General features: G+C 65.4%; 24 protein-coding genes. 8 read left to right on the top strand and 16 right to left on the bottom strand.

The features are described from left to right. Both J1N50_RS05205 and J1N50_RS05200 read right to left on the bottom strand, forming a co-directional pair. Positions 1–1,193: [protein-PII] uridylyltransferase family protein (locus J1N50_RS05205; RefSeq protein ID WP_485113514.1), on the bottom strand; the 1,193-nt coding region annotated here is incomplete at its 3' end. Positions 1,194–1,276: 83 nt separating this feature from the next. Beyond that, positions 1,277–2,068, bottom strand: a complete 792-nt coding sequence (locus J1N50_RS05200; protein WP_215350689.1) for a response regulator — start codon at positions 2,066–2,068, stop codon at positions 1,277–1,279. Between the two features lie 197 nt (positions 2,069–2,265). On the opposite strand from J1N50_RS05200, the gene J1N50_RS05195 reads away from it, so the two are divergent. Further along, positions 2,266–2,436, top strand: coding sequence for a NepR family anti-sigma factor (locus J1N50_RS05195; RefSeq protein ID WP_156416445.1), 171 nt, complete (start codon positions 2,266–2,268; stop codon positions 2,434–2,436). Here J1N50_RS05195 and tgt read toward each other — a convergent pair whose 3' ends face one another. The 9 genes from tgt to J1N50_RS05150 form a co-directional block, all read right to left on the bottom strand. Then, on the bottom strand, positions 2,437–3,561 hold the full coding sequence (tgt, locus tag J1N50_RS05190; RefSeq protein WP_215350687.1) for a tRNA guanosine(34) transglycosylase Tgt: 1,125 nt from the start codon (positions 3,559–3,561) through the stop codon (positions 2,437–2,439). Positions 3,562–3,607: 46 nt separating this feature from the next. Further along, the gene (locus J1N50_RS05185; protein ID WP_215350685.1) at positions 3,608–4,096 is read right to left on the bottom strand and encodes a hemerythrin domain-containing protein; all 489 of its coding nucleotides are present in this window, start codon (positions 4,094–4,096) and stop codon (positions 3,608–3,610) included. A gap of 59 nt (positions 4,097–4,155) precedes the next feature. Beyond that, positions 4,156–6,357 (bottom strand): putative bifunctional diguanylate cyclase/phosphodiesterase, encoded by a 2,202-nt coding sequence (locus J1N50_RS05180; RefSeq protein WP_215350683.1) that lies wholly within the window; start codon positions 6,355–6,357, stop codon positions 4,156–4,158. Positions 6,358–6,681: 324 nt separating this feature from the next. Then, complete coding sequence (locus tag J1N50_RS05175) at positions 6,682–7,284, bottom strand: PEPxxWA-CTERM sorting domain-containing protein (protein WP_215350681.1); 603 nt, start codon at positions 7,282–7,284, stop codon at positions 6,682–6,684. Positions 7,285–7,445: 161 nt separating this feature from the next. After that, on the bottom strand, positions 7,446–8,477 hold the full coding sequence (gene queA, locus J1N50_RS05170) for a tRNA preQ1(34) S-adenosylmethionine ribosyltransferase-isomerase QueA (protein WP_215350679.1): 1,032 nt from the start codon (positions 8,475–8,477) through the stop codon (positions 7,446–7,448). A 24-nt stretch (positions 8,478–8,501) separates the two neighbouring features. After that, positions 8,502–9,248 (bottom strand): peptidylprolyl isomerase, encoded by a 747-nt coding sequence (locus J1N50_RS05165; RefSeq protein ID WP_246553138.1) that lies wholly within the window; start codon positions 9,246–9,248, stop codon positions 8,502–8,504. Positions 9,249–9,334: 86 nt separating this feature from the next. Next, a complete protein-coding gene (coaD, locus tag J1N50_RS05160; protein ID WP_215350677.1) occupies positions 9,335–9,841 on the bottom strand; it encodes a pantetheine-phosphate adenylyltransferase in 507 nt (168 codons plus the stop codon). Further along, positions 9,841–10,722, bottom strand: a complete 882-nt coding sequence (locus J1N50_RS05155) for a polyprenyl synthetase family protein (RefSeq protein ID WP_215350693.1) — start codon at positions 10,720–10,722, stop codon at positions 9,841–9,843. The genes coaD and J1N50_RS05155 overlap by 1 nt, the downstream gene beginning before the upstream one ends. Positions 10,723–10,767: 45 nt before the next feature. Then, positions 10,768–11,016 (bottom strand): exodeoxyribonuclease VII small subunit, encoded by a 249-nt coding sequence (locus tag J1N50_RS05150; RefSeq protein ID WP_215350675.1) that lies wholly within the window; start codon positions 11,014–11,016, stop codon positions 10,768–10,770. A gap of 84 nt (positions 11,017–11,100) precedes the next feature. Between J1N50_RS05150 and J1N50_RS05145 the strand changes: the two genes are divergently transcribed. From J1N50_RS05145 to J1N50_RS05125, 5 genes are all read left to right on the top strand, one after another. Continuing rightward, the gene (locus J1N50_RS05145) at positions 11,101–11,760 is read left to right on the top strand and encodes a hypothetical protein (protein WP_215350673.1); all 660 of its coding nucleotides are present in this window, start codon (positions 11,101–11,103) and stop codon (positions 11,758–11,760) included. A gap of 2 nt (positions 11,761–11,762) precedes the next feature. Then, positions 11,763–12,173 carry a DUF2177 family protein gene (locus tag J1N50_RS05140; protein WP_215350671.1) on the top strand — a complete coding sequence of 137 codons (411 nt, stop codon included), beginning with the start codon at positions 11,763–11,765 and terminating at the stop codon, positions 12,171–12,173. A gap of 131 nt (positions 12,174–12,304) precedes the next feature. After that, entirely contained in the window at positions 12,305–12,592 is a 288-nt protein-coding gene (locus J1N50_RS05135) for a hypothetical protein (protein ID WP_215350669.1), read from the top strand. An 80-nt stretch (positions 12,593–12,672) separates the two neighbouring features. Beyond that, positions 12,673–14,928: a phosphoribosylformylglycinamidine synthase subunit PurL gene (gene purL / locus J1N50_RS05130; protein WP_215350667.1), complete on the top strand. Its 2,256-nt coding sequence runs from the start codon at positions 12,673–12,675 to the stop codon at positions 14,926–14,928. 128 nt (positions 14,929–15,056) lie between these two features. Then, the gene (locus J1N50_RS05125) at positions 15,057–15,794 is read left to right on the top strand and encodes a DUF72 domain-containing protein (protein ID WP_215350665.1); all 738 of its coding nucleotides are present in this window, start codon (positions 15,057–15,059) and stop codon (positions 15,792–15,794) included. A gap of 138 nt (positions 15,795–15,932) precedes the next feature. On the opposite strand, the gene J1N50_RS17920 is transcribed toward J1N50_RS05125, so the two are convergent. Beyond that, positions 15,933–16,061 carry a hypothetical protein gene (locus J1N50_RS17920; RefSeq protein WP_281414807.1) on the bottom strand — a complete coding sequence of 43 codons (129 nt, stop codon included), beginning with the start codon at positions 16,059–16,061 and terminating at the stop codon, positions 15,933–15,935. Here J1N50_RS17920 and J1N50_RS05120 point away from each other — a divergent pair. Continuing rightward, on the top strand, positions 16,002–16,211 hold the full coding sequence (locus J1N50_RS05120) for an endonuclease domain-containing protein (protein ID WP_246553140.1): 210 nt from the start codon (positions 16,002–16,004) through the stop codon (positions 16,209–16,211). The genes J1N50_RS17920 and J1N50_RS05120 overlap by 60 nt on opposite strands. 67 nt (positions 16,212–16,278) lie before the next feature. Here the strand turns inward: J1N50_RS05120 and J1N50_RS05115 are convergent, their stop codons facing one another. Continuing rightward, positions 16,279–17,058, bottom strand: coding sequence for a ubiquinone biosynthesis protein COQ4 (locus J1N50_RS05115; RefSeq protein ID WP_215350663.1), 780 nt, complete (start codon positions 17,056–17,058; stop codon positions 16,279–16,281). Between the two features lie 157 nt (positions 17,059–17,215). On the opposite strand from J1N50_RS05115, the gene J1N50_RS05110 reads away from it, so the two are divergent. Further along, on the top strand, positions 17,216–18,469 hold the full coding sequence (locus J1N50_RS05110) for a DUF418 domain-containing protein (protein ID WP_215350661.1): 1,254 nt from the start codon (positions 17,216–17,218) through the stop codon (positions 18,467–18,469). On the opposite strand, the gene J1N50_RS05105 is transcribed toward J1N50_RS05110, so the two are convergent. The 3 genes from J1N50_RS05105 to der all read right to left on the bottom strand — a co-directional run bounded on the left by J1N50_RS05105 (position 18,466) and on the right by der (position 20,580). Next, positions 18,466–18,870: an Hpt domain-containing protein gene (locus J1N50_RS05105; protein WP_215350659.1), complete on the bottom strand. Its 405-nt coding sequence runs from the start codon at positions 18,868–18,870 to the stop codon at positions 18,466–18,468. The two genes, J1N50_RS05110 and J1N50_RS05105, sit on opposite strands and share 4 nt — an antisense overlap. Positions 18,871–18,986: 116 nt before the next feature. Further along, positions 18,987–19,214: a sulfurtransferase TusA family protein gene (locus J1N50_RS05100; protein ID WP_215350658.1), complete on the bottom strand. Its 228-nt coding sequence runs from the start codon at positions 19,212–19,214 to the stop codon at positions 18,987–18,989. Next, positions 19,204–20,580, bottom strand: a complete 1,377-nt coding sequence (gene der / locus J1N50_RS05095) for a ribosome biogenesis GTPase Der (RefSeq protein ID WP_215350657.1) — start codon at positions 20,578–20,580, stop codon at positions 19,204–19,206. Before der ends, J1N50_RS05100 begins: the two co-directional genes overlap by 11 nt. Between the last annotated feature and the right edge of the window lie 16 nt (positions 20,581–20,596).

Raw genomic sequence — 20,596 nt, 5'->3', positions numbered from 1 at the left:
CGATCGTAGCAGGCGCCGACGTCGGTCACGACGGGTTGGAGCGCTGCCAGCAACGCGGCGCCGTCAGCCTCGCCGTCGAGCCGCGCGACCGCGTCGAGCGCCGCGGGCTGTACCGGCAGGCACTGCGTCTGCTGATCCTCGATCATCTGCAACCGATGCTCGATCCGGCGCAGCAGCGCATAATGATCCGTCAGCCGTCCTGCGACGTCGGCGTCGACACGCCCCGCCCTGGCGAGCGCGGCGAGTGCGTCGACCGTCGCCGGCACGCGCAGCGACGGATCGCGGCCGCCGTAGATGAGCTGGTGGACCTGTGTGAAAAATTCGATCTCGCGAATACCGCCGCGCCCACGCTTCAGATCATAGCCGGGGCCGAAGGCCTGGCCCTGCGAGAAATGGTCGCGGATGCGGTCGCTCATCGCGCCGATTTCCTTGAGCTGCCGGAAATCGAGGCTGCGGCGCCAGATGAAGGGCTGGATCGCGGCGAGAAAGCTGGCTCCAAGCGCGCGGTCGCCCGCCGACGCGCGCGAGCGGATGAACGCGGCCTGCTCCCACGCCAGCGCCTCCGATTCATAATAGGAGATCGCGGCGCTTTCGGGTAGCACGATCGGCGTCACCTCGGGATGTGGACGCAGCCGCAGATCGACACGCAGCACATGACCGTCGGCGGTGCGCGCCGACAAGATTTCGACCATTCGCCGCGCGATCCGCACCGCCGCCTCGCCGGGATCGTCGCGCGAACGGCGCGGCATGGTCTCGGGGTCGAAGATCAGGATCGGGTCGATATCCGACGAATAGTTGAGCTCGTGGCTTCCGAGCTTGCCGAGCGCGATCACCGCGAGCCCGCGCGGTTCCCCGTCGGGAACGCGCTCGGCGAAGGCGGCGGCGAGCGCGATGTCGCAGGCGGTGTCGGCGAAGTCCGACAGGAGCCGCGTCGTCACCGCCACGTCATGCTCGCCCGAGAGGTCGCCGAGCGCAAGGAGCAGTGCCATCCGTCCACGCCATTGGCGAAGCGGGCGCATGATGTCGTCTTCGACGGGCGGCGGCGCGACTGCCGCGAGCGCCGCGTCTGCCCCCTCGCCAAGGAATCGCGTCACATCGTCGGGATTAAGCTCGGCGAGGCGCGCGAGGAACGGCGCATTCGCCATCAGTCGATCGAGCGCGGACTGGCGCGCGGAAGCATCGGACGCGATCATTGACGTCGGCTATCGCCCGTTGCCCCCGCGGTATCAACCCCAACTTCGTGATTGCCGGCCCAGGCGAAGCCTTGACGACGGAGTCAGGCCGGAACGGTGCTTTCGTCGAAAAACAGCACCTGCGAGATCGCCGCGCGGAGCGTCGCGGGCTGGTACGGCTTGGTGAGCAGGAACGCGGGCTCGGGTCGGTCGCCGGTCAGCAGCCGCTCGGGGAAAGCGGTGATGAAGATCACCGGCAGCTTCACGTCCTGCAGGATTTCCTGCACCGCCTCGATCCCCGAGCTGTTGTCGGCGAGCTGGATGTCGGCAAGGACAAGGCCGGGCTGGTGCTTCTGCGCCTCGGCGACCGCCTCGGCATGGGTGGTCGCGACCGCGACGACGTCGTGGCCGAGATCGCGGACGATCATTTCGATGTCCATCGCGATGATCGGCTCGTCCTCGATGATCAGGATGCGGGCGCGCGTCTGGCGATCGATCTCGTCGGTCGCCTCTGCGATCAGCTCGTCAACCGATGCGGCATCGCGGCCGATGATGCGGCCGGTTTCCTCGGCATTGAATCCTTCGACCGCGGTAAGCAGCAACGCCTGCCGCGCCAGCGACGGAATGCGCCGCAGCCGCGCATCGGCGATCGCGACCTCGGCCGGGGCGTCCTCTTCCGCCGCCGGTTGCCCGGCCATCAGGCCGAAATTGTCGTGCACCATCCGGTAGAGCTGGATACGCAGATCGCCCGAAGGATCGACCGCTTGCGGATTGGCGACCAGCGTCTCGAGCACCCCCGCGACCAGCGCGTCGCCGCTCTGCTGGCTTCCCGAAATCGCCCGGCCATAGCGCCGCAGATAGGGAAGATAGGGCGCGATCGCCTGACCCAATGACATATACAACCTCCTGTTCCGGCCGAAAACCCCCGGATTCGCTGGGCGAGCGCCAAGAATCGTGCCGTCGGCCGGCATGTTTTCACCCTATGGGAACGATTTAGCCGTAAATTAGTTTCCCAGCAAAGCAACAAAGGCACATTGCGCTTTGGTTTATGCGCGGTTAGCACAGGCACCCATGTCGAGCGGATGGCAACAAGATGACGTCTAAAACCGGATCGCCGCCCGAAAAGCCGGCCGGAAAGGACGCCGAAAAGAAACTCCCCGGGAAGGTGCAGGACGTCAATATCGCCTTGCGCCGGGCCTATGAGTCGGCGGTAGACGAGACAATTCCGCAGTCGTTGCTCGACTTGCTCAACAAGCTCGACTGATCATTTTCGATAGCGGTCGGCGAAGTCCGACTGGAAGGCGGCGAAACTGCCCGCCGCAATCGCATCGCGCATCCGCTGCATCAGCGCCTGATAGAAGTGAAGATTATGCTGTGTCATCAGCATCGCGCCGAGCATCTCGCCCGCGCGCACGAGATGGTGGAGATAGGCACGCGACCAGCTTGTGCAGACCGGGCAATCGCACGACGGATCGAGCGGCCCCATATCCTCGGCATGTTTCGCATTGCGGATGTTGACCGGGCCGTCCCAGGTGAAGGCCTGCCCGTTGCGCCCCGAGCGCGTCGGCAGCACGCAGTCGAACATGTCGACCCCGCGCGCCACCGCGCCGACCAGGTCGTCGGGCTTGCCGACCCCCATCAGGTAGCGCGGCTTGTCGGCGGGAAGCTGGCCCGGCGCATAATCGAGCACGCCGAACATCGCTTCCTGCCCCTCGCCCACCGCGAGCCCGCCGATCGCATAGCCGTCGAAGCCGATGTCGATCAGCGCCGCGGCGGAGCGCGCGCGCAATGTCTCGTCCAGCGAACCCTGCTGAATGCCGAACAGCGCCGAGCGCGCCGCATGGTCCCCGCCCGCGTCGAAACCGGCGCGGCTGCGCGCCGCCCAGCGCATCGAGCGCTCCATGCTCGCGGCGGCGCGCTTCGCATCGACGCCGTTGGGGGGGCATTCGTCGAACGCCATCACGATGTCACTGCCAAGCAATCGCTGGATTTCCATCGAGCGTTCGGGAGTCAGCATGTGCCGCGACCCGTCGAGGTGGCTCTTGAACGACACCCCCTCCTCGCTCTGCTTCGTGAGCGCCGACAGGCTCATCACCTGGTAGCCGCCGCTATCGGTCAGGATCGGACGATCCCACCCCATGAACTTGTGGAGGCCGCCGAGCCGCGCCATACGCTCGGCGCCGGGGCGCAGCATCAGATGATAGGTGTTGCCGAGGATGATGTCGGCGCCGGTCGCGCGCACTTCGGCCGGTCGCATCGCCTTCACCGTCGCGGCGGTTCCGACCGGCATGAAGGCGGGGGTGCGAATCTCGCCGCGCTGCATGCGGATCACGCCGGTGCGCGCGGCGCCATCGGTCGCGGCGACCTGAAAAGCGAATCTGTCGGTCATGGCGCGCGCCTATGACGGCGCGCGCCAAAAAAGTCGAGGGACGCGCTTAAGCGCGTTCTTCCTCGCTCGACGGCTCTTCTTCGGCAGCCTTCGCCTTTTCTTTCGGCTTCTCCTTTTCGAAAATCGCGGCTAGCTCCTTCTTTTTGGCTTCCGAAAGACCCTTTTCGGCCTCGGGGAACATCTCTTCCTCCTCCTCGTCGATATGGTGGAGATAGCGTTCCTTCATCGTCCGGAAGCGCGTGAGCCAGCCGGTCGAGGCGAAATCCATTTCATAGAGCTCGGTCAGGAAATCCTCGATCTCCTTATGCTCGGCAACGCTGTGCTGCGCTTCATCGCGAAGATCGGGTTTGGCGAGCATCGTCGCATAGAGCGACATCTCCTCCGATGCCGCATGCGCGGTCACCTCGACGCGGAAAGCCTCGAACAAGGTGCGGCGGTCGTCGCTGTCGCCGTGCGTCTGGTCGATGCGGTCGAGAAGGTCGCGGTGCCGGTCATGATCGGCCTTCAGCCGCGCGAAGATTCGGGTTTCTGCCATGTCCGTCTCCTTTGCTGGGATCGGACGGGAAACGGATCGCGGCGCCGCGGGTTCCCGCGTCAGGACGCCTTCCAGTCGCTCGTCGTCGTAAAGGTCGGCAGCGCAAGATGGCCCGGCGTCTGCTGCGTCGCCGCCGCGATCAGATAGGGCGACACGCGATGGCGCGTGCACAGCCCGCCATTGCCGTCGCTCACCATCGTCTGTTCGAACTCGATGCCCTGCTGGTGCTTCATCGAGCGGCGAACGGTCGCGGTGACGAGCTGGCCCTCCCCGAAATCGATCACGAAGCGGGTGCCGGTGGGAACGTCCAATATGCCCTCGATGAAGGCGCCGGTCGTCGACAGGTTGCGGATCACGACATTGTAGCGGTGGTTGTCGTGGATCGCGCCGACCTTGCGGAACATCTGGAAGCGGTCGTTGCGCTGCTTCGCCGGCCCCGACGGCTTGATCATCCACGATCCGGCCTCGGCATGGTCGACAAGCTCCTCGTTCCCGACGGGCTTGCTGTAGATATAGCCCTGTACATGACTGACATGGAGATTGCGGATCAGGTCGAGCTGGTCGTGCGATTCGATGCCTTCGGCGGTCGTCTCCATGTCGAGCGCTTCGGCGAGCGCGACGATCGCGGCGATGATCGCGGCGTTGCGCGACCCCTCGACGGTCGCGCCGCGCACGAAGCTCTGGTCGATCTTGATCTTGTCGAACGGCGCCGACTGAAGATAGCCGAGCGACGAATATCCGGTGCCGAAATCGTCGAGGGCGAGACGAACGCCGATGTCCTTCAGCGCCTTGAACATCCGCGCCGTCTCGGCCGAGTCGCTCAGGAACACGCTCTCGGTAATCTCGAGCTCAAGCCGGTCTGGGGATAGCCCCGCCGCGCCAAGCGCGCTCGCGACGACCTTCGGCAGATCCTCGTTGGCGAACTGGATCGGTGACACGTTGACCGCGACGCGAAGGTCGCCCGGCCAGCGCGCGGCATCCTGACACGCCTTGCGGAGCACCCATTCGCCGAGCGGCCAGATCAGATTGGCTTCCTCGGCGATCGGCACGAAAACCGAGGGCGAAATCACCCCGCGTTCGGGATGGGTCCAGCGGATCAGCGCCTCGACGCCGGTGACCAGATTCGTTTTCGCCTGGACGACGGGCTGGTACGTCAGCTCCATCTCCCCGCGCACCAGCGCATCGCGCAGATCCTCCTCGAGCGCGCGGCGATCCTCGGCGGCCTGATGCAGGTCGCTCGAATAGAAACGGAAGCGGCCGCGGCCATTGCCCTTCGCAGCATAGAGCGCGAGGTCGGCGTTGCGGACGAGATCGTCGCTGGTCTGCCCGTCAAAGGGGGCGATAGCGACGCCGACCGATGCGCCGATGATGCAGCGGCTGCCCTCGACCGAATAGGGCTGCGACAGGCTGCCGATGATGTCGGCGGCCATGTCGCCGAGCTTGCCGCGATCTTCGACGTCGGGGAGGATGATCTGGAACTCGTCGCCGCCGAGCCGGCTGACCATTTCCTTGTCGCCGACGATCTTCAGCAGCCGCTCGGCGACCTGCTTGAGCAGCGCATCGCCGGCAGGATGACCGAGCGTGTCGTTGACCTGCTTGAAGCGGTCGAGGTCGAGCAACATGATCGCGCAGCTGCGCTGCTGCTGCGAAAAGGCGGCGAGCGTCGAGTCGAGCTTTTTCGAGATGTTGAACCGGTTCGCGAGCCCGGTCAGCGAGTCGTAAAGGGCGAGGCGCGAAGCATCCTCGGCCGAACGGCGCTGCGCGGTGATGTCGGTGCCGCTGCCGCGATAGCCGGCCAACGCGCCGCTTTGATCGAACCAGGGGCGGCCCGAGATCGCCCACCAGCGGTCATCGCCCTCGAACGCGCTGCGCAGCGGCAGCTCGTCGAACTTCGACTGTTTGGTCATCAGGAACGGCAGGGTGCGCTGGCGCTCGCCATGGCTGTCGACGGGCAGGAACAGGTCGGTGAAGGGCGTACCGAGCAGGGCCGTTCCGGTCCTGCCCATCAGGCGTGCGACGGCATCGGTGATATAGGTGATGCGGCCCTTTGCGTCGGTCGACCAGAACCAGCCGCGGCCGCTTTCCTCATAATTCTGGAGCAACAGATGGGCTTCGCGCGTATCGAGGCCGGACGGGACAGCCGGCGCCTCGCCGCGCGGGCGCGCCATGCGCGAGCCAAGTTTGCCGAAAAAGCCGCGTCCGCTTTCTTCGGTCGGATCCTGGTCCTGGCCGTCCGCAATGATCCGCGATGGATTGTCCATCAATGAAACCTTGACGTCCCCCTAAGTCAGGGGGCCGCATTGCCCGCAATGCCTTGCGATAATATTAAGTTTGATGCGCCGCGCGGAGCAGATTGTCCCATTGCGGGAAGCGGTGGACGCGTCGGGCGCTGGCAGCCCGAGCAACCACCAGCGGCGACCTTTGCCTCCTCCCGATCGCTCTACGCTGCTGGGGCTCGCCCCGATTGTCGGGATTCTCCGCCGTCGCAAGCGCGCGAGATCTACACGACCTGCCGATTCTTTGTCTGACCCAAAGCTCGCGGGGCGCACCGGACAGCCAGTCGGCCGTCCCGTGCATCGATCACATCAGGCGTGGCGAAAGATTCTGGTAACGCGCTTCCGGCGCATGAAACCCCCGATCGCCCCGATGCCGATGAACATCATCAGCCAGGTTGCCGGCTCGGGCACGGCCGCGACGGAAAGCGATACACCGCCCGAATTGTCGCCCAGGAAATCGTCGTAGAGGTAGAAGGTCACCGCCCCCGCGCTGTTCAGCGTGAAGCTGTCGAGATAGCCGCCCGAGTTGGCGAACGACAGCGCCTCGCTGCTGTAATAGCCGTCGCCGACGCCGAGCGGACCAATCCCGCCGGAGGCGGCGCCGTCACCGAAGAGATAGGTGGTGCCCCCGATGATGTAGCGCGCGCTGTTTTCCCAGCCCTGACTGCAGTTCATGCCGGCGCCGTCGCATCCGGTCGGCGCGCTGAAACGGGTGAACGCCGTATAGACATCCTTGACGAAGGACAGGCTGTAGGTGCCGGCGGCGAGATTGAGCGTCACGCCGTTCGATCCGTTGAGCGAGGCGTTGGTCACGCCGTTCAGATTGACGATCGTTGCAGCCTGAACCGGCGAAGCGGCCAAGGCCGCGATTGCGAGCGCTGCCGCCGATAGTGCGGTCGATGCGAACTTCATCGGATTACCCCCTACGCGAGTCCCTTGCGGTAACGATTCGCTATCCTTAGCAAATCGTTGAGATCGCGTTAGGACTTTATTGTCCCATATCGAGACATCGCCGGATGGACAACGACGGCGTCAACACCGCGCACCACCACGCCGAGGGCATGTGATGCATCTTACCGCTGAGGTAGCAGCAAACTCGCGTCTCCATAGCTGTAGAAGCGATAGCCTTCGTCGATGGCATGGCTGTAAGCTGATTGCATCGTCTCCAGCCCCATCAGCGCGCTGACCAGCATGAACAGGGTCGAGCGCGGCAGATGGAAATTGGTCATCAAACCGTCGATCGCCTTGAAGCGGTAGCCGGGGGTGATGAAGATCGCGGTATCGCCCTCGAACGGCGCGATTTCGCCGGTATCGTGCGCTGCGCTTTCAAGGAGACGGAGGCTGGTCGTGCCGACCGCAATCACCCGCCCGCCGCGCGCCCGCACGGCGTTGAGCCGCTCGGCGGTCGCGGCGTCGATCCGCCCCCATTCGGCGTGCATCACATGGTCGTCGGTGTCGTCGGCCTTGACCGGCAGGAACGTCCCCGCGCCGACGTGGAGCGTGAGCGTTTCGGTCAGGATTCCCGCTGCCTCCAGCGCCGCGAGCAGCTCGGGTGTGAAATGGAGCGCCGCAGTCGGCGCGGCGACCGCGCCATCCTCGCGCGCGAACATCGTCTGGTAATCGCTGCGATCGTCGGCGTCGGTCGGGCGCTTGCCTGCGATATAGGGCGGCAGCGGCATCGTGCCCGCGCGTTCGAGGAGCAGTTCGACGGGCTCGTCGCCGCTGAAAGCGAGGATGACGCTGCCGTCGGCGAGCCGGTCCTCGGCCACCGCCTCTACGCCTGCGCCAAAATCGACGGTTTCGCCGACGCGAAGCCGCTTCGCGTTGCGCACGAATGCCTGCCAGCGGCGAAGGTCGATCCGCTTGTGGAGCGTCGCGCCGATCCTGGCGTCTCCCCGCCGTCCCTCAAGCTGCGCAGGGATCACCCGCGTGTCGTTGAACACCAGACAGTCGCCGGTTCGCAGCAGCGACGGCAGGTCGCGAACGCCCGCATCGGACATCGCATCGCCCTGCACGACGAGCATCCGCGCGGCGTCGCGCGGACGCGCGGGACGGAGCGCGATCCGTTCGGGCGGAAGGTCGAAATCGAAGGCGTCGACGCGCATGACTTCTGGCGCGCGGTCCCGCGCTTACGGCCGCAGCGGGGCGTTGAGCTGGTCGACGGTGACTTCGGCGGGCGCAGGCTGCGCCTCGACCAGCGCCGACGCCGGCGGCATCGGCTTGTTGTCGGCGGCGACCGACACCTGCACCATGCGCGACATCACCGCGGGCGGCTCGCCCTTCTGGATCGCGTCGACATATTGCATCCCCGATACGACACGACCGAAGACGGTGTAGCGATGGTCGAGGCTGAAGCGCGGCTGCAGCATGATGAAGAACTGGCTGTTCGCGCTGTCGGGACTTTCGGCGCGCGCCATCGACACCGTGCCGCGCATGTGCGGGACGTCGTTGAACTCGGCCTTGAGATCGGGAAGCGACGACCCGCCCTGCCCCGTGGCGGTCGGATCGCCCGTCTGTGCCATGAAGCCGTCGATCACGCGATGGAACTTGACCCCGTCATAAAAACCCTGCCGCGCGAGCTGCTTGACGCGCTCGACGTGGTTCGGCGCGGCGTTCGGATAGAGCTGGATCACCACCCGGCCGCCCGTCGAAAGGTCGAGGTCGAGCATATATTCGGGATTGCCCATATATTGGTCGGGCGTCATCGTCGGCGCCGCGGCGGGCGTTTCGGTTGCCGGAGCATCGGTCGCCGACGGCGCCGGGGTTTCGGTCGCCGCAGGCGCAGGGGCCGACGCCGGTTCTTCCTGCGCCGCAAGCGGAGTGGCGATGGCGAACGCCATGGCCGTCAGGATCAGGGGGCGGAAAATGGATTTCATTCTGTATCGGCCTCTATTCGTAAAAAACTGCTCTACGCCCCGCGAGGCGGCCTAGCGGCAAAAAGCTGAACGCTCAATGATTGGAGTCAGCCATCGCCCTGGCGAAGGCCGCGCTCGGCGATGCGCGCGACCACCGCGTCGCGCACCGCCGGGGTGACGAATTTCCGGATTTCACCGCCGAAGATGGCGATTTCCTTGACGAGGCGCGAGGCGATCGGCTGCAGACCGACGTCGGCCATCAGGAAGATGGTCTCGATGCGGTCGTTCAGCTGCTGGTTCATCCCGGCCATCTGATATTCATATTCGAAGTCGGCGACGGCGCGCAGCCCGCGGACGATCACCCCCGCGCCCTCGCGCTCGGCGAAGTCCATCAGCAGCGAATTGAAGCCGACAACACGGATGTCGCCGCCGATGCTCGCGACCTCGCGGCGGACCATCTCGATCCGCTCGTCGTCGTCGAACAGCGGCGACTTGGTGATATTGGTCGTCACCCCGATAACCAGCCGGTCGACCAGCTTGGCACCGCGGCGGATGATGTCCATGTGGCCAAGCGTGATCGGGTCGAAGGTTCCGGGATAAACCCCAATGCGCATCAACGGTCCCTTTCCACGACATAGCGTGCGATCGCGCGCAGCAGCGCCGCCTCTTCGCCGAAACCGGCGAGATGCGCAATCGCCTGGTCGACTAGCAGGCGCGCCTGCCCACGTGCGCGTTCGAGCCCCATCAGCGTAACGAAGGTCGCCTTGCCGGCGTCGGCATCCTTGTGCAGCGCCTTGCCCGCAAGCTCCTCGTCGCCCTCGACATCCATGATGTCGTCGGCGATCTGGAACGCGAGCCCGATGTCGCGCGCGTAGCCGCGTAAGGGGCGGCGTCCCTCGACCGGGATGCGGGCGAGAATTGCCCCCGCCTCGACCGAGAAGGCGATCAGCGCGCCGGTCTTGAGTTGCTGGAGCCGGGTCACGGTCGAGAGGTCGAAGTCCGACGTCTCGGCCATCAGGTCCATCATCTGTCCGCCCGCCATGCCCGCAGGGCCGGCCGCGCGCGCAAGTTCGGAGCAGAGCTCGGCGCGGACGAAGGGATCGGCGTGCGTCGCCGGATCGCAGAGCCATTCAAAGGCGAGTGCATGCAGCGAATCGCCGGCGAGAACGGCGGTCGCCTCGTCGAACGCCCTGTGAACCGTCGGCTTGCCGCGACGCAGATCGTCGTCGTCCATGCAGGGCAGATCGTCGTGGATCAGCGAATAGACGTGCATCGCCTCGACCGCCGCGCCGACACGCAGGCTGATCGAGCGATCGACATGAAAAAGATCGGCGGCAGCACGTACCAGCAGCGGACGCAGCCGCTTGCCGCCCGCAATCGCGGCGTGGCGCATCGCCTCGTACAGCTGCTTGCGCGGATCGGCGGGAACCGCCAGCAGCCGGTCGAACAGCTGGTCGATGCCCCCGGCGACTTCATCCTGCGCGGTGCGCAGCATATCCGACACCTGGCCCGTATCGTCATCGACGAGCGCCACTGCGATTCAGCCCTCCCCGAAGGGCGCAGTTCCGGCCGGCTGGCCGTCGACGAGGCTGACCTGCTCGATACGCGCCTGCGCGGCGGCAAGGCGCGCTTCGCAATGCGCGCGCAGGGCATGGCCGCGTTCGTACAGCGTCACCGATTCCTCGAGGCTGACGTCGCCGCCCTCGAGCCGCCGGACGATGGTTTCGAGCTCACCCATCGCGGCCTCGAACGAGAGCGATGCGATATCGGTAGGGGGGGTGTCCGTCATGCACCATGCTTTGGCCCCTTCGCCCCCCGATGGTCAAGTGCGGTCGAGCTTGACGTCGCCCGGCGCCGCGATAGCATCGCGTTCATGTTCATCGGGCACTATGCACCGGCGCTCGTCGCCGCCGCCCGGCCGAGCGCCGCGGGGCTCGGCACCCTGTTCGTCGCCGCACAGCTGGTCGACATCGGTTTCGCCGTGCTTCTGATACCGGGGATCGAGGCGATGCGGATCGTTCCGGGGATCACCGCGATGAACCCGATGGACCTCCACCACATGCCCTATACGCACAGCCTGCTCGGCGCGATCATCTGGGCCAAGATTTTCGGGCTGCTCGTGTGGGCCGTCACACGGCGCAAGGCGGCCGCCATCGGCGCGGCGCTGGTGGTGCTTTCGCACTGGTTCATCGATCTTGTCGTCCATATACCGGACCTGACGCTCTACGGGGCGCGGCCGAAGCTGGGGCTCGGGCTCTGGAACCATCCGCTCGTCGCGATGCCGCTTGAGCTTCTGCTGATCGGCGCTGCGCTCGCCTATTATACGCACCGCACACAGACCCCGTCGGGAAATATCCGGTTGGGAATTCTCGCCGGCCTCCTGCTGCTCTTCCAGGCGATCGACTGGTTCGGGCCGAAGGAACGCGTCTATTCGCTCGCGATTCCGGCGACGATGATCGCGGCCTATGCCCTGCTTGCTGCGACCGCCGCATGGGCGGGCGCCAATCGAACCCTTGCGTCGGCGGCCGATTGAGCATGCAACCGCTCGCCGCCTATATTGCCACCGCACTGATCTTCGGCGCCCTTGATGCGATCTGGCTCACGAAGGTTGGCCCGAAGCTCTACCGGCCCGAGATCGGGGAGCTTTTGATGGACGGGTGGCGCCCTGCCCCGGCGCTCATCTTCTACGTGCTCTACATTCTGGGCATCCAGATTTTTGCGGTGCAGCCCGCGCTCGCGGCAGGGCGATGGCCAATCGCGGCCCAATATGGCGCGTTGTTCGGCTTCTTCTGCTATATGACCTACGACCTCACCAATCAGGCGACGATGCGGGCCTGGTCGACCAAAGTCACGCTGATGGACATTGCGTGGGGGACCGTCGCCACCGGCATCGCAGCGGGCGCGGCGGCCTGTCTGGTGCTCGCCCTGCTGCCGCGCGGCGCCTGACCCTTTCGCCTTTCCGCAATCACGATTCCGCTTTTTGCAATTGCTGGGGCGCATCCGGCACGTCATGCTGCATTGCACAAGAAGAGAGGGGCTCGAAGGCAAGTTTTGTCTCATCAACAAGGACTTGCACCATGAAAAAGATTCTCGTTCCGGCCCTCGCCCTGTTCGCGCTGACACCCGCCGCCGCGCATGCCCAAGAGCAGCGCTTCGAGCATCAGGGGCGCGTCTATGCCTATACGGTGACCGAGGTCGACGGTTATCGCGTGATCAGCGGCGTGGAGGAAAAGACCGGCAAGCCGTTCAAGCTGCGCGTCGGCGAACATCGCGTCCGCGGCACCATCGGCTCGCAACAGGTCAGCTTCGCGCTCCGCGACGTGAAGCCGCTGACCAAAGCCGCAACGACGCTCGCCGCGCGCTAGCCCTCTTCCACCGCAGACCCCATGATGTTTTCGCATCATGGGGTCTGTTCGTTTCGGGTGTGCGGCGCTAAAGGCGCGCCATGACTCAGACAGCAGCCGCGCCCGCCTCCGTCATCACTCCCGAGATCGTCGCCGAACACGGCCTGTCGCCGGAAGAATATGAGCGCGTCCTCGCCGCGCTCGGGCGCGAACCGAACCTTGTCGAGCTCGGCATCTTCTCGGTCATGTGGTCCGAGCATTGCAGCTATAAAAGCTCGCGCATCCATCTGAAGAAACTGCCCACCGAAGCGCCTTGGGTGATCTGCGGGCCCGGCGAAAATGCCGGCGTCATCGACATCGGCGAAGGACCGGACGGCAAGAAGCTCGCCGCGATCTTCAAGATGGAGAGCCACAACCACCCGTCGTACATCGAACCCTATCAGGGTGCGGCGACCGGCGTCGGCGGCATTTTGCGCGACGTCTTCACCATGGGCGCGCGCCCGGTCGCGAACCTCAACGCGCTGCGTTTCGGCCGCCCCGACCATCCGAAGATGAAGCATCTCATCTCGGGCGTCGTCCACGGCATCGGCGGTTACGGCAATTGCGTCGGCGTGCCGACGGTCGGCGGCGAGGTCAATTTCCACAAGGCCTATGACGGCAACATCCTCGTCAACGCGATGACCGTCGGCGTCGCCGAGCAGGACAAGATCTTCTATTCGGCCGCATCGGGCGTCGGCAACCCGATCGTCTATGTCGGCTCGAAGACCGGCCGCGACGGCATCCATGGCGCGACCATGGCGTCGGCCGACTTCGGCGAGGATGCCGAAGAGAAGCGCCCGACGGTGCAGGTCGGCGATCCCTTCACCGAAAAGCTGCTGATCGAGGCGTGCCTCGAACTCATGGCGTCGGACGCCATCGTCGCGATCCAGGACATGGGCGCCGCGGGGCTGACGTCGTCGTCGGTCGAGATGGCGTCGAAGGGCGGCGTCGGCCTCCACCTCAAGATGGACGACGTGCCGCAGCGCGAAACCGGCATGACCGCCTATGAGATGATGCTGTCCGAGAGCCAGGAACGCATGCTGATGGTCCTGAAGCCCGGCAAGGAAGAGTTTGCGAAAGCGATCTTCCACAAATGGGAACTCGACTTCGCGGTCATCGGCACCGTCACCGATACCGGCCGCATGGTGCTGGAGCATCATGGCGAGATCGTCTGCGACATCCCGCTCGCGCCGCTCGCCGACGACGCGCCGCTCTATGACCGCCCGCATGTGCCGACACCGAAACAGCCCGAACTCACCAACGTGCCCGAGACGAAGGACGTCGCCGCCGATCTCAAGACGCTGATGGGCACCCCCGACATCGCCAGCCGCCGCTGGATCTGGGAGCAGTATGACAGCCAGGTCGGCGCCGACACGCTGCAGACCGGCGGCGACGCCGCGCTCGTCCGCATCCATGGCACCAATCGCGCGCTCGCGATGAGCACCGACTGCACCCCGCGCTATTGCTACGCCGACCCGGTCGAGGGCGGCAAGCAGGCGGTCGCCGAAACCTGGCGCAACATCACCGCGGTCGGCGCCACGCCGCTCGCGATCACCAATTGCCTCAACTTCGCCAACCCGCAGCGCCCCGAAATCATGGGGCAGATCGTCGGCTGTCTCGACGGCATGGCGCAGGCGTGTATCGCGCTCGACTATCCGATCGTCTCGGGCAACGTCAGCCTTTACAACGAGAGCAAGGCGACCGGCGGCGGCAGCGCGATCCTGCCCACCCCCGCGATCGGCGGCGTCGGCGTGATCGAGGACCTGAAACGCGCCGTCGGCATCGGCTTCAAGCGCACCGGCGACATTGTGCTCGCGGTCGGCGAACGCGCCGGCCATCTCGGCCAGTCGGTGTGGCTGCGCGAAATCCACGGCCGCGAGGAAGGCCCGCCGCCGCCCGTCGACCTGCGCGCCGAAAAGCGCACCGGCGATTTCATCCGGGCCGCGATCAATGCGGGCTGGATCACCGCCTGCCACGACGTTTCGGACGGCGGCATCGCGGTCGCGCTCGCCGAAATGGCGCTGAAGTCGAACATCGGTGTGCTGGTGAGCGAAGAACAGCCCTTCGGCGTCGCCGAGAGCTTCTTCGGCGAGGATCAGGGGCTGTATCTGGTCACCGTCTGCGACACCTGCCTCGCCGATTTCCTCGACGCCGCGGGGCGCGCCGACGTGCCGGTCGATCCGGTGGGCCGCACGATCAAGGACCGCATCGTCTTCGAGCTGCCCGAAAGCGACCATCAGGTGACGCTGGCCGAACTGCGCGAAGCGCATGAGGGGTTCTTCCCGAACCTGATGGGGGCGGATGCGGCGCTTGCCTAATCCGTCATTGCGAGCGTAGCGAAGCAATCTCCAGCCATCGTCCATTCGCGGCGATAGCTGGAGATTGCTTCGTCGCCTGCGGCTTCTCGCAATGACGAACGGCTATTTGGCACGGAGTTGAGAGGTCCATGAGCATCCACATCGGCATCGGCGGCTGGACCTTCGAACCCTGGCGCGGCCCTTTCTATCCCGACGGCCTGCCGCAGAAGCGCGAGCTCGAATATGCCGGCCAGCACCTCACCGGGATCGAGATCAACGGCACCTATTACAGCAGCCAGAAGCCCGAGACGTTTGCGGGCTGGGCGGCCGCGGTTCCCGACGGCTTCAAGTTCAGCGTCAAGGCCTCGCGCTTCACCACCAACCGCAAGGTGCTGGCCGAAGGCGCCGCATCGATCGAGAAATTCCTGACGCAGGGGCTCACACGCCTCGGCGATCGGCTCGGGCCGATCCACTGGCAGTTCATGGCGACGAAGAAGTTCGACCGCGACGATTTCGCGGGTTTCCTCGACCTGCTCCCCGAGGCGCAGGACGGCCTGAAATTGCGCCATGCGATCGAGGTGCGCCACGAGAGCTTCCGCGATCCGGCGTTCATAGACATGCTGCGCGAACGCAACATGGCAGTGGTCTATGCCGACAGCGACGAATTTCCCTGCATAGAAGAGCAGACCGCCGACTTCACCTATGCGCGGCTCCAGCGTAGCCAAGAAGATGTCGAGACCGGCTACACCGAGGCGGCGCTGGAAGGTTGGGCGAAGCAGGCGAAGGACTGGGCCAAGGGCGGCCGCGACGTCTTTCTCTTTTTCATTTCGGGCGCCAAGGTCCGCAACCCCGCCGCGGCGCAGGCGCTGATCGCAAAGCTGAGATAGATCCTCCCCTTCGCGAAGCGTTGGGGAGGGGGACCGCGCCCGAAGGGCGTGGTGGAGGGGTGGAGCGTGCCGGCAAGCAACCACACCTATAAGGGCGCCCGAAGGCTCCGCCGCAAAATGTCGCTGCCCGAAGTGTCGCTATGGTAGCTTCTCGGGAAGCAGGCGAATGACATCAAATTCCGGCGCCAACACCCGATTGGGCGCCACCTGCTCGATTTCTATGTTTTGGAACTGAAACTTGCGATCGAGATCGATGGTATCGGTCATGGTATGGGCGACAGGCCCATGCGCGACGAAGAACGAGACCAATGGTTGAATGCGCAAGGAATCGGCAAACTGCGTATCCCCGCAGAAGACGTCCTCGCCGACCCAGCTGCTGTCGCAGAAAGCATCGTCAGGCTCTGTACCGAGCGCTAGAACCCCTCCACCACCGCCTACGGCGGCGGTCCCCCTCCCCATCGCTTCGCCAAGGGGAGGATCCGGCTCAGGCCATCGCGGCTTTCGCCGCAAGGAAGTTGTACGGGTCGATGCCGCGGCTGCGGTACGCCCGGTGCGCTTCCTGATACAGCGTCGGCTCGCCGATGCCGAGGCGCGCGCGGGCGGCTTCGAGCGGTTCTGCAAGGAGCGAACGGATGTCCTGCTCGATGATCGGCTTCGACGCCTTGCCGTGGCGCTGACCCTGCCGGATCGCGCCCATCACCGGCGCATCGCCCTTGACGCTGCGCTTGAGTTCATAGCCGCCGGCGTAGGCGATGAAGAAATTGCCGTAGTTGCCGGTCTGCCCATAGGTGAAGCCGAGCACGCACTGCTCGCCGAGTGCGTCGCGGCCATAACCGGTCAGGATGTGGAACAGATCGTGCGTATCGCGCAGGCGGTTCGCATACCATTGGAGCTGGTCGTCGAACTTGGGACGGCCCATCTTCTCGGCCTCGGCGACAAGACCAGCGGCCGACAGGCCTTCGCGGCGCATAAAGGTCACATAGGCGTGACCCACCGTGCCCTCGGGAAGGGCGTCGATCCAGCCATGGTCGTCGAGCAGGTCGGGGAGATAGGGTTCGCTTTCCATCAACCGCTTGCCGAGGTCGCTTTCGACAAAGGCACGCGCATCGTCGATGAAGCCCTTGCGCGGCAGGTTCTCGAAGATGTGGAAGACCTGCTCGGTGTCTTCCTTGTCCTTGATCAGCTTGCGGAAGTGGCCGAACGCCTTGAACGGGCGGAACTTCGCAGGCTGGCGATCGGGATGGGAGAAGATGGTCGGGGTCATGGCGGCTCTCGTTTGCGAACTCGGGCGAATCATCTGATGCTGTCGAAATAGCATTACTGACATAGATGTCAATAACCGTTTAACGGTCGCCAAGAAACCCCTCGACGCCTTCCCGCCCGCACGATACCCCTGCTGTCTGGGCGAAGGGGGAACGGGCATGGACACGCGCGCAGCCACAGGGCGCTACGAAAGCCTCGACGCCATTCGCGGGGTCGCGGTAATGGGGATTCTGGCGATGAACATCGTCGCCTTCGCCGCTCCCTTTGCGGCTTACGTCAACCCTGTCGCCGGTGGCCCGGTCGGAAATCTCGATCTCGCGACCTGGTTCTTCAACTTCGTTTTCATCGATTCGAAGATGCGCGGGCTGTTCTCGATGTTGTTCGGCGCAAGCACGCTGCTGGTGATCCAGAGCGCCGCGGCGAACGGGCGCAGCGCGGCCGAGGCCCATTATGCGCGGATGATCTGGCTCGCGATCTTCGGGCTCATCCATTATTATTTCATCTGGTTCGGCGATATATTGTTCCTCTATGCGGTGTGCGGCCTGCTGCTCTTTGCCTTCCGCAACCTGTCGGTGAAAGCGCTCCTGCGCTGGGCGGTCGGCTTCTTTCTCGTCGGGATCGGCCTGCTCGCCTCCGGCTGGCTGATGTTCCTGCTCGCCGAAACGGGCCATCTGCCGCCCGTTGTCGCCTCCGGGCTGGCCGACGACCTTGCCAGGATGAACGCCGACATGGGCCCCGGCGCGGCAAGCTATGCGAAGGATGTTGCCGTCCATCTCGGCGGCTATGGCGGCATCGTCGCTGCCAAGCTCGGCGAACACGCGGCCGAGCCGTTCGTCCAGGCGCTTATGTTCCTGTGGGAGACGATGGGCCTGATGCTGGTCGGCATGGCGCTGTTCAAATCGCGGATGCTGACCGGCGAATGGGAGGCGGCGCGCTACCGCAAATGGGCGGTCCGCGGCTTCCTGATCGGCATCCCCCCACTGATCGCCCTCGCCTATTATCAGGTCGCCAGCGGATTCAGCGCGGTCTCGACCTTCGGCGCCTCGCTGTCGTTGTCGGTGCCATTCGACGTCGCGATGACGATCGGCTGGGCGGCGCTGATCATGCTGCTGATCAAGACCGCCGCGAGCGACGCGGTGCGCGCGCGAGTGGCGGCGACGGGGCGGATGGCCTTCACCAATTACCTCACCAGCTCGATCGTGATGACGACGATCTTCTACGGCTATGGTTTCGGCCTGTACGGCACCGTCGGGCGCGCCGCGCTTTATCTCTTCTGCTTCGGCATGTGGGCGGCGATGCTGCTATGGTCGAAGCCTTGGCTCGACCGTTTCAACTATGGCCCGCTCGAATGGATCTGGCGCAGCCTGTCGCGGCGACAGATACAACCGATGCGGAAAGCCGCGCGGGCTTAAGCGCTGGCGGCGCGGCCGAAGGTCGACGGGCGGCGCTGCACGAGCGGGTTCGCTTCGCGTTCCAGCGCTTCCAGCGTTTCCTCGAACAGCGGGCGCAGCGTGACGACGCGCGGCAGATATTCCTCGGGGCTGATCTGCGCCTCGACGCAGTGGCGCCCGAACATCTCGATGTCCTCGGACAGCGCGCCAAGGCGTTCGGCGCCGAACTGGCGCGCTTCGCTCTTCAGCGTGTGCGCGGGCATCACGAGCCCGCGCGCGTCGCGGGCCCGCATCGCCTCTTCGATCGCGGCGACCGACTTGATGCCATCCTCGCGAAAATAGCCAAGAATACGCACGAACGCCGCCCCCAACTGGGTGCGCGTCGCGCGGAATTCGTTCCAATCGACCAGGATCTCGTCCAACGTTGCGTCCCTCGGTATTCAGCTCGGTCTTGGTCCCGGGCCGCACCATGCGCCAAAGTCGGTAAAAAAGAGGTTACGCTGATCCGGCGGGCGCACGAAAGCCGCCCCGTTTTGGGTCAGTCGCGGCGCGCGCGCCAGCCGGCTTCCCCGGCGGCTTCGAGAGTCCAGCCATGTTCGGCGGCCAGCGCCGCGGCTTCGCGCCCTGCCTGCGGGTCGTCGGCGAGCAACAGCACGTCGCGCGCGCCGCGCATCGCCCGCGCGAGCCGCAACGCGGGCCACGGGCAACGCATGCCGCGCGCATCGACGACGACGCTCGCCGCATCCCGGGCGAGCTCAATCGTCATAGGGATTGCGTGTGTTACGGAAATTGAGGCGGATCGGCACCCCCTGGAAGCCCAGCTCCTTGCGCATCCCGTTGGTCAGGTAACGCTGATAGCTTGCCGGAAGCGCGTCGGTGCGGCTGCCGAAGACGACGAACGTCGGCGGGCGCGTGCGCGCCTGCGTCATATAGCGCAGCTTGATCCGCTTGCCGCCGGGCGCGGGCGGAGGGTTCGCCTCGACCGCGCGTTCGAACCAGCGGTTGAGCTTCGCGGTCGCAACGCGGCTGGTCCAGATCGCCCGCTGTTCGAAAGCCACGCGCACCAGCGTGTCGATCCCCTTCCCCGTCGCGCCCGAGATGCTGAGCAGCGGCACGCCCTTGATCTGCGACAGCCCGTCGTCGAGCGCCGCGCGCACGCCGTTGAACAGCGACGAGGGGTCTTCGGCGACATCCCATTTGTTGAGCGCGACGATCAGCCCGCGCCCTTCCTCGATCACCCGGTCGGCAATGCGCAGGTCCTGTGCCTCGAGCCCCTTTGTGGCGTCAAGAAGCAGCACGACGACCTCGGCGAAGTCGACCGCATGGAGCGCATCGGCGACCGACAATTTTTCCAGCTTGTCCTGCACCTTCGCGCGCTTGCGCATCCCGGCGGTGTCGAACAGCTGGATCGGATGGACCTCGCCATCCTTTTCCCATTGCCAGTCGACGCGGATCGAATCGCGCGTGATCCCGGCTTCGGGCCCGGTGATCAGGCGGTCCTCGCCGATCATGCGGTTGATCAAGGTCGATTTGCCCGCATTCGGGCGTCCGACGATGGCGAGCTTGAGCGGACCGAGCGGCGCGTCCTCGTCGTCGGCGTCCACCGCCTCTTCTTCGTCCGCGTCCATGAACGGCTCAACGATCGGACGCAGCGCATCGAACAGGTCGACCAGCCCCTCGCCATGTTCGGCGCTGAGCGCGAGGACATTGTCGAAGCCGAGGCTGTAGGCCTCCATCAGCCCTGTCTCGCCCTGCTTGCCTTCGGCCTTGTTCGCGCAGAGGATGATCGGGGTGTCCTCGCTGCGCAGCCAGCGCGCGATTTCCTCGTCGAGCGGCATTACGCCCGCGCGCGCGTCGATCAGAAACAACGCGGCGTCGGCCTCGCGCACCGCCTTTTCGGTCTGGACGCGCATCCGCCCCGGCAGCGTCGCTGCGTCCTGATCCTCGAACCCCGCGGTGTCGACGATCAGGAATTCGAGACCGAGCAGCTTGCCGTCGCCCTCGCGCCGGTCGCGCGTCACCCCCGGCTGGTCGTCGACGAGCGCGAGGCGCTTGCCGACAAGCCGGTTGAACAGCGTCGATTTGCCGACATTGGGCCGGCCGACAATGGCGATCGTCGCGGGTCGCGACATGGCTTATATCCCTGTA

Source organism: Sphingopyxis soli (assembly GCF_018682675.1).
Taxonomy (GTDB): domain Bacteria; phylum Pseudomonadota; class Alphaproteobacteria; order Sphingomonadales; family Sphingomonadaceae; genus Sphingopyxis; species Sphingopyxis soli.
Note: the sequence above shows the minus strand (reverse complement) of the source record. Positions and strands in the feature narration are given on the sequence as shown.

What these genes read in the sequence shown, in the direction of transcription:
- J1N50_RS05200 (WP_215350689.1), bottom strand. Translation starts at nt 2,068, where the DNA reads ATGTCATTGGGTCAGGCGATCGCGCCCTATCTTCCCTATCTGCGGCGC.
- J1N50_RS05195 (WP_156416445.1), top strand. Translation starts at nt 2,266, where the DNA reads ATGACGTCTAAAACCGGATCGCCGCCCGAAAAGCCGGCCGGAAAGGAC.
- tgt (WP_215350687.1), bottom strand. Translation starts at nt 3,561, where the DNA reads ATGACCGACAGATTCGCTTTTCAGGTCGCCGCGACCGATGGCGCCGCG.
- J1N50_RS05185 (WP_215350685.1), bottom strand. Translation starts at nt 4,096, where the DNA reads ATGGCAGAAACCCGAATCTTCGCGCGGCTGAAGGCCGATCATGACCGG.
- J1N50_RS05180 (WP_215350683.1), bottom strand. Translation starts at nt 6,357, where the DNA reads ATGGACAATCCATCGCGGATCATTGCGGACGGCCAGGACCAGGATCCG.
- J1N50_RS05175 (WP_215350681.1), bottom strand. Translation starts at nt 7,284, where the DNA reads ATGAAGTTCGCATCGACCGCACTATCGGCGGCAGCGCTCGCAATCGCG.
- queA (WP_215350679.1), bottom strand. Translation starts at nt 8,477, where the DNA reads ATGCGCGTCGACGCCTTCGATTTCGACCTTCCGCCCGAACGGATCGCG.
- J1N50_RS05165 (WP_246553138.1), bottom strand. Translation starts at nt 9,248, where the DNA reads ATGAAATCCATTTTCCGCCCCCTGATCCTGACGGCCATGGCGTTCGCC.
- coaD (WP_215350677.1), bottom strand. Translation starts at nt 9,841, where the DNA reads ATGCGCATTGGGGTTTATCCCGGAACCTTCGACCCGATCACGCTTGGC.
- J1N50_RS05155 (WP_215350693.1), bottom strand. Translation starts at nt 10,722, where the DNA reads ATGCTGCGCACCGCGCAGGATGAAGTCGCCGGGGGCATCGACCAGCTG.
- J1N50_RS05150 (WP_215350675.1), bottom strand. Translation starts at nt 11,016, where the DNA reads ATGACGGACACCCCCCCTACCGATATCGCATCGCTCTCGTTCGAGGCC.
- J1N50_RS05145 (WP_215350673.1), top strand. Translation starts at nt 11,101, where the DNA reads ATGTTCATCGGGCACTATGCACCGGCGCTCGTCGCCGCCGCCCGGCCG.
- J1N50_RS05140 (WP_215350671.1), top strand. Translation starts at nt 11,763, where the DNA reads ATGCAACCGCTCGCCGCCTATATTGCCACCGCACTGATCTTCGGCGCC.
- J1N50_RS05135 (WP_215350669.1), top strand. Translation starts at nt 12,305, where the DNA reads ATGAAAAAGATTCTCGTTCCGGCCCTCGCCCTGTTCGCGCTGACACCC.
- purL (WP_215350667.1), top strand. Translation starts at nt 12,673, where the DNA reads ATGACTCAGACAGCAGCCGCGCCCGCCTCCGTCATCACTCCCGAGATC.
- J1N50_RS05125 (WP_215350665.1), top strand. Translation starts at nt 15,057, where the DNA reads ATGAGCATCCACATCGGCATCGGCGGCTGGACCTTCGAACCCTGGCGC.
- J1N50_RS17920 (WP_281414807.1), bottom strand. Translation starts at nt 16,061, where the DNA reads ATGACCGATACCATCGATCTCGATCGCAAGTTTCAGTTCCAAAACATA.
- J1N50_RS05115 (WP_215350663.1), bottom strand. Translation starts at nt 17,058, where the DNA reads ATGACCCCGACCATCTTCTCCCATCCCGATCGCCAGCCTGCGAAGTTC.
- J1N50_RS05110 (WP_215350661.1), top strand. Translation starts at nt 17,216, where the DNA reads ATGGACACGCGCGCAGCCACAGGGCGCTACGAAAGCCTCGACGCCATT.
- J1N50_RS05100 (WP_215350658.1), bottom strand. Translation starts at nt 19,214, where the DNA reads ATGACGATTGAGCTCGCCCGGGATGCGGCGAGCGTCGTCGTCGATGCG.
- der (WP_215350657.1), bottom strand. Translation starts at nt 20,580, where the DNA reads ATGTCGCGACCCGCGACGATCGCCATTGTCGGCCGGCCCAATGTCGGC.